We start from the raw sequence: 12,998 nt of genomic DNA on the forward strand, positions 1-12,998 counted from the left end.
TGTCTGACCATAGGGAGTTTCGTAAATTTTAGAATTATTAATAAGATAAAAGCTTAGTTATATCCAAAATATCGTTGGATTCACGGTATTTTCATATATAGTTTTGATAACCCACAGAATAAAAAAGCAGCTACGTGGATTTCGTTTATACGAAATTTAGGTAACTGCCCAAAATTAATTATTGATTTTCTATTCTTTCAGCTAAATCATTCAAATATTCCCATCTATCCATCTTCTCTTCCAAAACACTCTCTAACTCTTCTTTTTGCTTAGTTAACTTTTGTAACTTTTCAAAATCACTTCCACAACCATTTATAGATTCATCTATATCAGATATATCACTTTCTAGTTTTTCAATAACTCCATCTATTTCTTCATATTCCTTTTGCTCTTTAAATGTAAACTTAAGTCTTGTGTCTTTTTTTTTATATGATTTCTTATCTTTCTTTTCAACAACTTCCTTTACAACAGCTTCTTCTTTTTGACTACAAAAATCTTTATAGTTGGAATAATTTCCAACATAATGTTCTATAGTAGAATCGCCTTTGAACGATAGTATTTTATTCACTACTCTATCTAAGAAATATCTATCATGAGATACAGTTATAACACTACCATCAAATCCATCTAAATATTCTTCAAGTATTGTCAACGTTTGAATATCCAAATCATTAGTCGGCTCATCCAATATAAGTACATTTGGAGATTTCATAAGTACTCTAAGTAAGTATAATCTTCTTTTTTCTCCACCAGATAATTTAGATATTAATGACCATTGTGCATCTTTAGTAAATAAAAACCTTTCAAGCATAGTAGATGCGCTTATATACTTATTATCAGCTGTATACATACCCTCAGCTTGTTCTTTTATGTACTCTATAACTCTAAGATTATCATCCATATGTTCATTTTCTTGAGAAAAATATCCAACTTTAACAGTAGTACCTATATCTATATTTCCACTATCCGGTTGTATATTCCCAACAATCATATTTATAAGAGTTGATTTTCCACACCCATTGTCTCCTATTATACCAATTCTATCACCTTTAGATATTGTGTACTCAAAATCACTAAGTATTTTCTTAGAACCAAAACTCTTTGATATATTATTTATCTCTATTACCTTCTTACCAAGTCTTGCACTTGATGTAAATACATCTATATTATTATCATTTATTTCAAACTTGTCCTCTTTTAATTGTTCAAATCTATCTATTCTCGCCTTTTGCTTAGTACTTCTAGCTCTTGCACCTCTTCGTATCCACTCTAACTCTTTTCTAAAAATACTTTTTCTTTTTCTCTCAGAGGCGATTAAACTTTCTTCTCTTTCCTGCTTTAACTCTAGAAATTTAGTATAATTCCCTAAATATGAATAAAGAGAACCTCCATCTACTTCTATTATTTTATTAACCACCCTATCTAAGAAGTATCTATCATGAGTTATCATAATAAGAGAGCCTTTTCTGTTATTCAAATATTCTTCAAGCCAAATTATAGTATCATTGTCCATATGGTTAGTTGGCTCATCTAATATAAGTAAATCACACGGATTTATAAGCGAACTTGCAAGTGCTATTCTCTTTTTTTGACCACCAGATAAATATTCTACCTTATCATCGAAGTTAGATATTCCAAGTTTTGTAAGTATACTCTTTGCTTCACTTTCAAGCTGCCATGCATTCATAGTATCCATTTGTTGATTCAAATTTAAAAGCTTAGTCTGTAAATTATTATCTTCTGAATTTCGACTTAACTTTTCAAGTGTATATTCATATTCGCTTATAAGCTTCATGACAGGAGATGTACCTTTAAATACCTGCTCTAATACCGTTAAATCACCATCAAAATCTGGATTTTGCGGTAGATACTCTATATTTGCATTTCTAGCCTTTGTTATCTTTCCACTGTCATAAGTTTCAACTTCAGCTATTATCTTCAAAAGTGTAGATTTTCCTGTTCCATTTATACCAAGTACTCCTATTTTTTCTCCCTCATTTATACCTAGAGAAACGTCTTCTAATAGTTTTTTTTCTGAATAACTTTTGTATATATTTTCTATAGTTATTATATTCATAATCAATCATTCCTTTATTAGCAATAATATATTGTATTATAACATATGGATTTTATAATTTCACGAAAAAGAATCCTGTTATATTATACAACAGGATTTTTTCAAATTTACTTTTTCAAATATGTACCTTCGCTAGTAAGTGTCACTAATCCGTCCTTATAAAGTCCACCTAAGGCCTTTTTAAACATTCCTTTGCTCATCTCTAAACTTTTTTGTATATGATCCGGAGATGACTTATCAGTTAAGTATAAAACTCCATCATATTTTTTTAGTTCATCCAGTATTCTTTCCTTAGCTTCGTCTATTTCTAAGTTTATTTTTTTTCTAATAGTAACATCTATTTTATTATCTTCTCTGATTTTCTTCACAAAACCTTTTACAACATCTCCAACTTTTAAATTTTTATATACTTCATTCTTGTATAAAAGTCCAAAATACTTTCCTTCTATTATAACTTTCACACCCATATCTGTAAATTGATATATCATCATATCTACTTCTTGTCCTTCTTTAAGTTCTATATCATCTTCTTCTATATATCTATTTATTTTTTGACTTGCAATTATTCTATTACTCACATCATCTTTATATATACTAAAAATATATTTTCTGTTTTTCTTTAGTTGTTCTTTTTGTTGACTATATGGAACCAACAACTCTTTTTCAAGTCCCCAATCTACAAATGCTCCATACTTATTAATATCTTTAACCTCTAAAAAAGCTATATCTCCCACCTTAGCCTTTGGAGTAACTGTAGTAGCTACATATCTATCTTCAGAATCCTTATATACAAATACATTTATGTTATCTCCAACCGCTAAGTCTTCTGGAACATACTTTGTAGGAAGAAGAATTTCTCCAACTTCAGAATCCAAAAAGAATCCGAATTCCTTTTCTTTTACTACTTCTAATTCATTAAAATCGCCTAATTTAAACATGTATTTTCTCCTTTATAATATTATTTCTTAAACTTTGCCAGAGCATCTGCTAATGCAGAATTCAAACCTTGTTCATTCTCTTTTTTTTGCTTTTTTAAATATTTATTTACATCTTTTTTATTTACCTTCTTACCTTCTTTTTTCTTTCGTTCATTAAACTTAGATAATTTTTCCCTATGTCCACACTTACACACAAATACTTTACCTTCACCTTGACCTCTAAGTTCTAGTTTTTTAAAACAATTAGGACATCTTGCATTAGTTTTTTTAGATATATTTTGTCTATATCCACATTCTCTATCCTGACATATAAGTATTTTCCCATTTTTAGAATTAACCTCTAACATATATTTTCCACATTCAGGACATTTATTTCTAGTTATATTTTCGTGTTTAAATTTCTGATCGCTATTTTTTATATCTTTAACTATAACATTTGTATATTCTCTCATTTCATTGGTAAAATCATCTTTTTTTAATAAACCTTTACTTATAAGCGCTAGTTTTTGTTCCCATTTTGCAGTCAGTAATGGTGATTTTAAATCATCCGGAACAAGATCCAAAAGCTGTTCACCTTTTGATGTTATATGTATGTATCTACCTTTTCTTTCCATTAAGAAGTTGTTATATAATTTTTCTATAATATCAGCTCTTGTAGCAACAGTTCCAATCCCACCAGTATCTTTTATAGTCTTTATAAGTTCCTTGTTTTCATCTCCCATATACTTTTGAGGATTTTCCATAGCAATAAGTAAACTTCCTTCATCAAATCTTGATGGTGGATTTGTATGACCTTTAGTTTGATATACATTAGATACATCAAACTCATCACCTACATTTAGATTACTTAATAAGTCATTAACCATATTATTATCAGCTTCTGTGTTTTCATACACTTGTTTCCATCCCAAAGATATTATTCTCTTAGTTTTAGCTGTAAATATTTCTTGCCCTATTTTAATTTGTATTGTTATACTTTCATATTCAAACGGTTTATTTAGTACAGCTAAAAATCGCTTTACAACCAAATCATATATTTTAAATTCCTTGTCACTTAATTCAGCAAAACCACTAGACTCTTCTGTAGGTATAATAGCATGATGATCAGAAACTTTAGAATCGTCTACAAATGATTTATTTGTTTTAATTTCTCTTTTCAAAATATTAAAAGCTATCTTTGAATATTTTCCAACTCTACAAGCCATAACTCTATCTTTTAAAGTATCTACTACATCTTCTGATATGTATCTAGAGTCAGTTCTAGGATATGTTAATAATTTATGTTGCTCGTATAATTTTTGCATTATAGATAATGTTTCTTTAGCTGAATAAGAGTAGATTTTATTTGCGTCCGCCTGAAGATCAGTTAAATTATAAAGACTTGGTGCAAATGTTTTCTTTGTCTTTCTAACTATATTTTCAACTTTAGCTTTTTTGTTATTTAAACTATTTATAACACTATCACATTTTGCTTTATCAAAAATATTAGTATTTTTAGTTTTACTATCTTTCCATATAAATTCAACATCATTTATATAAACTTTTATACCATAAAAATCCTTAGGCTTGAAATTTTGTATATCATTTTCTCTCTTTGATATCATAAATAATGTAGGAGTTTGAACTCTTCCGCAAGAAAGAGATGAATTATATTTACATGTTAATGCTCTAGTTGCATTAATTCCTACAAGCCAATCTGATTCTGCACGTGCAGTTGCACTTTTATATAAATTTTCATAGTCTTTCCCTGGCTTTAAATTATTAAAACCATCCTTTATAGCTTTATCTGTAACAGATGATATCCATAGTCTCTTTATATTTTTCTTAATGCGTGCTTTTTCTATTATCCATCTTGCTACAAGCTCACCTTCTCGACCTGCATCAGTGGCAATTACTATTTCATCTACATCTTCTCTATTCATAAGTCTTTTCACTGTATTATATTGTTTGTGTGTTTTATTTATAGTTACTATTTTTAATCTATCTGGAAGCATAGGTAAATCTTCTATTTTCCAAGCCTTATATTTTTCATCATAGTTTTCAGGAGGCGCCAATGTAACTAAATGTCCAAAAGCCCATGTTACAATGTATTTTTTCCCTTCTATATATCCATTTTTACTTAAATTGCAATTTAAAACCCTAGCTATATCTTTCCCAACTGAGGGTTTTTCAGCCAAAACCAATGTTTTTTTCATAGTATAATCCTTTCTAAATTCATGTTATATAATCCATCCGAATTAAGTTTCACTTTATATAATATCACAATAAAATCTTTTATAGATTAGAAAAAGACTATGTAGCATAGTCTTTTTTATAAATTTCAACACTTATCCATATAAAAACAGGCAATATTCCTTGAAACAAAAAAGAATAGTAAGGCCATATATTAAACAACCAATAAAAATTGTCCTGTACATTTTTGTGTAAAATATTAGACATATTAACTATAATTAAACACGATAAAGTAGTAACAAAATTATATTCTTTAAAATTAAATAGTTTAGCAATACCTTTTGTAATGCATAATAAATATATGCTTGATTTCATAAAAACTCCTAATGTATATATAGCTGCAGATAAGATCTCAAATCGTTGAATAAAATTTCCTACATTAATTCTAGCAAAAGCATCATACGAAGAAAAATATGTAGAACCTATAACATCAGAACCCGAAACCAATAGTCCTGCAACCGAATTTATCAAGATAAGAAATGAACCTATTGTTAAACTTATAATATATATTCTCCAAGCTGATGAATTTTTTTCAAATCCAGAACAGTACATAGTAAACACTATTATCTGAGCAAACGGAAATGAAACAACTCCAAATGTAGCTTTTATAATAGGGGGGATTCCATTATAAAATACAGGAAATAAATTACCTACATCCATCTTAGGAATCATAAAAAATATACCTAAGAATATATATAATATAAAAAACGCACAAAAAAATATAGACCAATTAGCTAGTATTTCATTTTTATACCTTATAGTCCAATTACCTAATAACATAAGTACTATAATAGGTATTATCTTAGGGGTTTCAGGAAGTGCCACTATATTAACAAAAAAAGCATAATCTAATATAATAAATAATTCCGTATGAATACAGTAAATTATGTATGTAAATATCATTAATCTTCCAAAAAATTTTCCATAACAAATTAAAAATATATCATATAAATCTTTCCCAGGAAATAAATCACACAGTCTTGCACATATCATAGCTATAGGTAAAACTACTAAAAAACCTAGGATTATACTAATCCACAAATCATTTTTAGCACCTGCACCTGTTATTATATTAGTAGATGTTGCTATCAAAAATACTATAATTATAAATATTCCTTGTTTTTCAGATAAAACATCTTTTTTCAAAATTATAGTCCTCCAGTTTATTTGAATACTTCAATTCACAATAATATACTTGTTATTAATTTTGTCCTTAATTACTAGTATATATTCATTTGGAGATTTCATTTTCAATATAAACTATCTATTAGTTGTTTTATACTAACAATAATAAATCTATAAATTGTGCATTTAATTTCACTTTATATCATACTTTTTTATTTTTCTATAAAGTGTAGCTATACCTATATTCAAAGCATCTGCTGTTTTTTTCATTCCACTTGTAGTATTTCCATACTTTTTCATAGCTTTTAGAATTTCTTTTTTCTCTAATTCTTCAAAAGAGCTTATTTTATCATTTCCATAATCAATATCATCCACATCATTAAGTTTTAAAGACATCAAATCAGCTATATTAGATATAAAAAGCATTAATTCACTCTTTTTTAAAAGCATAATATCTCTTTGTTTTTCATCAAAAGCCACAAGTCCTATTACACCTATTACTGTATTATTGATTTTAATAGGACAACATATATCTGCAATTTCTTTACAATAATGTCTTTGATTACATTGACCACATTTTTCACTATCATATTTTTCATTCATAGTATAAGTCTCTCCCGTTTCTAAAACGTGAGAATATATAGAATTTTTATCTATACTAGTTCCAATCTTTTGTTTAAATTCCCCAGTACCAGCTATTCTAACCAAATTAGAGTCAACCAAAGTAACCTCAACATCTAGTAATTTTGATACATTTTCACAAGTTTTTTGTATATCTTCATTTACTTTTGTTAACTTCACATCTATAACCTCTTTCTCTTCTTTTATTTCAAATGTTAAATTAACTTATTAAATATATTTTTTAAAATTATATCACACTATTTATGAAAAAGTCTTCATTTTTCCATATATTATAACAATACTTGCTAAAATCAAATAAATGAAACTCAGTTTTAGATAGTATTTTGATTTTCTATTTAAAATTTTCTATTTAAATAAGAAAACACCTAACATAAAATGTTAGCTGTTTCTTAATTATTCAAAAGCTATATTAACTTTAATAGATATATCATCTACCAAAACTTCGCTAGTTACGATTTTGTCCGTGTTAGTTTTAACTTCAAAATCACTTCCATAAGTCAATGTAGGTGTAGATATATTAGTGTTTATTCCTTCTTTTTCAAGATTTATACTAGCTTTTGCTGTAAGCATATTAGATAACTCAGATATAGCACTTTGAGCCATATCATCAAATTCTAATACTGGCATTCCCATCATCATCTTAGAAGCTATCTTTTTTGCATCATTTTCACTCATATTATAAATTACATTTCCCTTCATATCTCCTACAACGCCCAAGTTCAACATTACACCGTGCACCTTTATACTGCTTTCTTTAACTGAGATATCTTTTTTTTCTATGTTGCTAAATCCTAACTGAGGCATTATATCTAAAACCGAATTTAAAAAATGATTTATAATTTTCGAACTCATATACCGTCACCTCTTTTAAAAATATATTCACATATATTTCTATATGTCAATATATCCTTTTTCTTATATTATACCACATTTCATTAATCATAATATTATTTTTGACAAAATAATATTAATTTAAACTCTATTTTAAATTCATAGATAAACGAATACTTTAATATAATTATCTTAGATTAATATTTTGGAGGCGTTTATATGAAAAATTCAAGATTAATAAGATCTGTACTCCCCGGAATAATAGTTCTATTTTTTATAATAAGTATAGTTGTATTTCCTAAAGAATCTATAGAGTCTGCACGAGTAGGAATGAATATATGTATTAATATATTAATTCCATCACTGCTTCCTTTTTTAATAGCAGCTAACCTATTAATAAACTTGAAAATTATAGATATTCTAGGGGTATTTCTAGAAAAGCCGTCTAGAATAATATTTAATGTGCCTGGTAAAAGTTCATTAATATTTGCTATATCTATACTTTCCGGATACCCTATTGGCTCAAAACTAACATCAAATCTTAGACAAAACAATGAAATAACAAAAATAGAAGCTCAAAGACTATCTTCATTCTGTTCTACATCTGGGCCATTATTTATGGTAGGTTCTGTTGGCATAGGTATGTTTAACAATTCTAAAATAGGCTATTTCATACTCTTATGTCACTATATAGGGGCTCTAAGTGTGGGTATTTTATTTAGATTTTATAATACTTCATCAGATATTGCTCATTATAATAACAGCACAAGTATACTTACTCGTCTAAAAAATATAATATTTTATGAAAATGAGGAAAAGGGATTTTATTCTATATTTGGAGATTCAGTTAGAAATGGAATAAATACAATATTAGTAGTATGTGGATTTGTTATAGTATTTTCTGTATTATTTAAAATACTTACTTTATTGAAATTCATAGATTTAGTAAGTTCCGTATTATTTGTATTACTTCATCCATTTAATATATCAGTAGATGTAATCCAAGCATTTATAAGTGGTTTATTCGAAATAACAATAGGATGCAATAATGTATCTTTATTGAGTGGACCTTCTTTAATATTTAAAATATCGCTTTGTACATTCATAATATCTTTTAGTGGAATATCAATACTTGCTCAATGTTGTAATTTTTTATCACACTCAGATATAAATATACCTATTTACATATTCAGTAAATTTTTACATGGTGTCAATTCATTTTTACTTTGTTATATACTTTATCCTCTATTTAAAAACAATTTAGACATACAAACTTTTAACAATTCCATTTTTTATAATATATACGTTGATGAAATATTTACTAATATACCTTTTAACAATAATATATTTTTTATATTTATTTCAATAGTATATATACTTTCATATATTAATGATATATACAAAAAAAGTTCGTCTAATGCTATGCATTAACTCATGTAGCCAACGATCCCTAACTCACTCGGTTGATCAGAGTAATTGCAAATTTAGTTCTTTAATCAATATTATACAAATATAAAAATGATGGTTATTAAAACATTAACTCATGTAGCTATATTTTAATAACCATCATTTTTCATTTGAACCATATAAATTTCTATTTTAATTCTTCTCTATTAGCAGCTATTACTTGGCTTATATTACTTAAATCAGATTGAACTTTTCCAAGTATATTATCAGCATACTCTTTTGCGCCTCTTCTTATTTCTTTAGATGTGCTCTGAGCCTGCTGTATTATTTTTTCAGCCTGCTTTTGAGCTTCTTTTATAACTTCACTTTCCTCAACCTGTTCTTGCATATAAGACTTAGTGTTTTCAACTATTGCATCTGCCTCTTGTTGAGCTTCTGCCAGTATTCTTTGTCTTTCTGTATTAATCCATTCAGCTTGCTTTATTTCATCGGGTAATTGAAGTCTTATTTCCTTTATTATTTCTAAAAAATGTTTTTTATCAACAAAAACCTTGTTTCCAAATGGAATTCCAGAACTTTCTTCTACTAAATCTTCTATTTCTTCTATTAATTTTAATAGTTCCAAGATTAATCCCCCCCATGTAATTTTTTATATACTTCTTTTGATACATTATTTGGAACTAATTCTAATATATCTCCTTTATATTTTGCTACTTCTTTTATTAAAGAAGAGCTTATAAAAGAATATCTGGTACTAGTCGTAAGTATAACAGTTTCTATATCTTGATTTAACTGTCTATTCATTTGAGCCATTTGAAGCTCATATTCAAAATCAGAAACAGCTCTTAATCCTCTTATTATAGCATTAACCTTTTTATTATTACAATAATCTATTAAAAGACCAGTAAAACTATCCACCTCTACATTGTCTATATCTTTAACAACCTCTCTTATAAGTTCCACTCTTTCCTCAAATGAGAATAAAGAATTCTTACTAGAATTGTATAAAACAGCTACTATCAATTTATCAAATAGCTTAGATGCTCTTTTTATTATGTCTAAATGTCCATTAGTTATAGGATCAAAACTTCCTGGATATACTGCTATTTTTTTCATTCTAACTAATCCTCCCAAGCAAAAAACGAAATCATTGTGTTTCCGTATTTCTTTTCTCTATATTTTTGTAATTTTTCTATATTATCTTTTACTTCATCTTTTATGTCGTGCTCTACTATTATTATTCCATCTTCTTCTAATATTTCTCTTTTACTTATTTCTATTAATGTTTTTTCTATAAAGTTTTTCAAATATGGTGGATCCATAAATATTATATCAAATTTATCTCTTCTAACACCTAGCTTATTTACAGCAGTTATACTATCAGAAAGTATTAATTCACTTTTATCATTAACTCTAGCCTTTTGTATATTCTCTTTTATTATATCCATGCTAGATTTACTTGCATCAACAAAGGTAGCTCTTTGAGCTCCTCTTGATAAAGCCTCTATTCCAAGTGATCCTGTTCCAGAGAATAGATCTAAAACAAAGCTATCCATTACTCTACCACTTATAATATTGAATAAAGATTCCTTAACTCTGTCAGTAGTAGGTCTTACATCCATATTTTTGGGAGATTTAAGCTTCAATCCCCTAGCACTTCCAGAAATAACTCTCATATAAACTCTCCTTTTTAATTTAATGTTATGTCGTTTAATTTTTCCTCAAATCTATTTATTATTTCTTCTTTGAGCATTTTATTTTTATCAAGATTTAATTTTTCATCTTCTTGTATTATACATTGTGCTTCCATTTGTGCTTCTTTTAGTATTTTCATATGTTTAAATATATTTGCTATCTTTAATTCAGGAAGACCGTGCTGTCTTGTTCCAAAAAATTCTCCAGGCCCTCTTATTTCTAAATCTTTCTCAGATATTTTAAATCCATCTGTTGTTTGTTCCATCGTCTTCATTCTCTCAAATGTAACTTCATTCTTTGATCCATATATAAGTATACAATAAGATTTGTGTTCTCCTCTTCCAACTCTTCCTCTTAATTGATGCAGTTGAGCTAATCCAAATCTTTCTGCATTTTCTATAATCATAAGTGTAGCATTTGGGACATTCACCCCAACCTCTATAACAGTTGTTGAAACTAGTATATCAACTTCCCCATTTTTAAATTTTTTCATTATTTCATCTTTATTAGAAGCTTTCATTTTTCCATGTAAAAGTTCTAACCTCAAATCTGAAAAATGTTCGGTTTCTAGTTCTTCCAACAAGTCAACTGCAGCCTTTGCCTTTATTACTTCTGATTCTTCAACTAGAGGACATACTATATAGACCTGTCTTCCAAGTTCTATCTGACTTCTTACAAAATTATACGCTCTAAGTCTTTTCTCTTTTGCAATAGCAAATGTATCTATAATTTGTCTTCCAGGAGGAAGTTCATCTATTATAGATATATCAAGATCACCATACAGTATAAGTGCCAAAGTTCTAGGTATAGGAGTTGCAGTCATAACTAGTATATCAGGATTGTCTCCTTTTTCGGACAACTTATTTCTTTGTCTTACTCCAAATCTATGTTGCTCATCTGTTATAACCATACCTAGTTTTTTAAATTCAACTCCATCTTCTATAAGAGCATGTGTTCCTATTAATATATCTATTTCGCCTTCTTTAACTTTTTTTAAAACAGCCATCTTTTGTTTTTTAGTAAGACTCCCAACCAGTAATCCTATATTTATATCAAATTTAGATAGTATTTCCTGTAGTGAATTAAAGTGTTGTTCTGCTAATATTTCAGTTGGAGCCATCATAGCTGCTTGATATGAATTTAAAACTGCATTTGCAAGACTTAAAAGAGCTACTACTGTTTTTCCAGAACCTACGTCTCCTTGAACAAGTCTGTTCATAACCTTGTTAGAGTTCATATCATTTAATATATCATCCAGAGATCTTCTTTGTGCATTAGTAAGTGAAAATGGAAGTGATTCTATAATCTCTTTTAATCCATCCTTTTTATCAAATTTTATTCCTTCTTTATCTACTACCCCACTTTTTAAATATAATAATCCTAATTGAAGTATTAAAAATTCTTCATATACGAGTCTATACAACGCTACTTTCAAGTTTTGTATATTTTGTGGATTATGAATATTTTTTATAGCAAAATTCAAATCACACAATTTATTTTTGTTTACAATATCCATTGGAATATATTCATCTATTTTTAAATCTTGGTTTTTTAATACACTTTGTATTATATTTATTAACTCTTTATTCGATATTCCATAAGTCAAAGGGTATATTGGAACTATTTTTCCTATTGAACTTGCAGACTTTGTATCAAATTCAATTTCACAGTTTAGTAGTTCAGTTTTTCCATATTCTTTTTTAACCTTTCCGTATGCGACTATATTGTCTCCCACTTTAAAGTTGTTAACTATATACTTTTGATTAAAAAATACAAGCTTTATATAACCAGTATCATCCCTTACTTGTATTTTATTTATAATCATCTTTTTTTTGGGTTCATGTTTCTCAAATCCTGTAATAATTCCTCTTATGGATACTTTTTCTTCATTTACGAGGTTGAATACTTTTTTAAATTTACTTCTATCTTCATATTGTCTTGGAAAATAATATATCAAATCCTTTAATGTGTATATTCCAAGCTTGTTTAATTTTTTATATTTTTTAGGGCCTATGCCCTTTATATATTGTAAGTTCTTATTTAAATCCATC

The 12,998-nt window shown here is 27.5% G+C and carries 11 protein-coding genes; 1 reads left to right on the forward strand and 10 read right to left on the reverse strand.

The window, feature by feature from the left end; translation table 11 throughout:
* Nucleotides 1–178: 178 nt before the first annotated feature.
* From P4S50_RS11840 to P4S50_RS11865, 6 genes are all read right to left on the reverse strand, one after another.
* On the reverse strand, nt 179–2,077 hold the full coding sequence (locus P4S50_RS11840; RefSeq protein ID WP_277730999.1) for an ABC-F family ATP-binding cassette domain-containing protein: 1,899 nt from the start codon (nt 2,075–2,077) through the stop codon (nt 179–181).
* A 107-nt stretch (nt 2,078–2,184) separates the two neighbouring features.
* Nucleotides 2,185–3,015, reverse strand: a complete 831-nt coding sequence (locus P4S50_RS11845; RefSeq protein ID WP_277731000.1) for a CvfB family protein — start codon at nt 3,013–3,015, stop codon at nt 2,185–2,187.
* A 20-nt stretch (nt 3,016–3,035) separates the two neighbouring features.
* Entirely contained in the window at nt 3,036–5,210 is a 2,175-nt protein-coding gene (locus P4S50_RS11850) for a DNA topoisomerase III (RefSeq protein ID WP_277731001.1), read from the reverse strand.
* Nucleotides 5,211–5,307: 97 nt separating this feature from the next.
* Complete coding sequence (locus P4S50_RS11855; protein ID WP_277731002.1) at nt 5,308–6,393, reverse strand: GerAB/ArcD/ProY family transporter; 1,086 nt, start codon at nt 6,391–6,393, stop codon at nt 5,308–5,310.
* A gap of 171 nt (nt 6,394–6,564) precedes the next feature.
* Complete coding sequence (locus tag P4S50_RS11860) at nt 6,565–7,173, reverse strand: GAF domain-containing protein (RefSeq protein WP_277731003.1); 609 nt, start codon at nt 7,171–7,173, stop codon at nt 6,565–6,567.
* Nucleotides 7,174–7,407: 234 nt separating this feature from the next.
* Nucleotides 7,408–7,866, reverse strand: a complete 459-nt coding sequence (locus P4S50_RS11865; protein ID WP_277731004.1) for a chemotaxis protein CheX — start codon at nt 7,864–7,866, stop codon at nt 7,408–7,410.
* 198 nt (nt 7,867–8,064) lie between these two features.
* Between P4S50_RS11865 and P4S50_RS11870 the strand changes: the two genes are divergently transcribed.
* Entirely contained in the window at nt 8,065–9,276 is a 1,212-nt protein-coding gene (locus P4S50_RS11870) for a sporulation integral membrane protein YlbJ (RefSeq protein ID WP_277731005.1), read from the forward strand.
* Between the two features lie 163 nt (nt 9,277–9,439).
* Here the strand turns inward: P4S50_RS11870 and P4S50_RS11875 are convergent, their stop codons facing one another.
* The 4 genes from P4S50_RS11875 to recG are packed head-to-tail and all read right to left on the reverse strand — an operon-like array spanning nt 9,440 to nt 12,997.
* A complete protein-coding gene (locus P4S50_RS11875) occupies nt 9,440–9,877 on the reverse strand; it encodes an ATP synthase subunit B family protein (protein WP_277731006.1) in 438 nt (145 codons plus the stop codon).
* Nucleotides 9,878–9,879: 2 nt separating this feature from the next.
* Entirely contained in the window at nt 9,880–10,368 is a 489-nt protein-coding gene (coaD, locus tag P4S50_RS11880) for a pantetheine-phosphate adenylyltransferase (RefSeq protein ID WP_277731007.1), read from the reverse strand.
* A gap of 5 nt (nt 10,369–10,373) precedes the next feature.
* A complete protein-coding gene (gene rsmD / locus P4S50_RS11885) occupies nt 10,374–10,928 on the reverse strand; it encodes a 16S rRNA (guanine(966)-N(2))-methyltransferase RsmD (RefSeq protein WP_277731008.1) in 555 nt (184 codons plus the stop codon).
* Between the two features lie 14 nt (nt 10,929–10,942).
* On the reverse strand, nt 10,943–12,997 hold the full coding sequence (recG, locus tag P4S50_RS11890) for an ATP-dependent DNA helicase RecG (RefSeq protein WP_277731009.1): 2,055 nt from the start codon (nt 12,995–12,997) through the stop codon (nt 10,943–10,945).
* Nucleotide 12,998 lies beyond the last annotated feature (1 nt).

Source organism: Tepidibacter hydrothermalis, from assembly GCF_029542625.1.
Taxonomy (GTDB): Bacteria; Bacillota; Clostridia; order Peptostreptococcales; family Peptostreptococcaceae; genus Tepidibacter_A; species Tepidibacter_A hydrothermalis.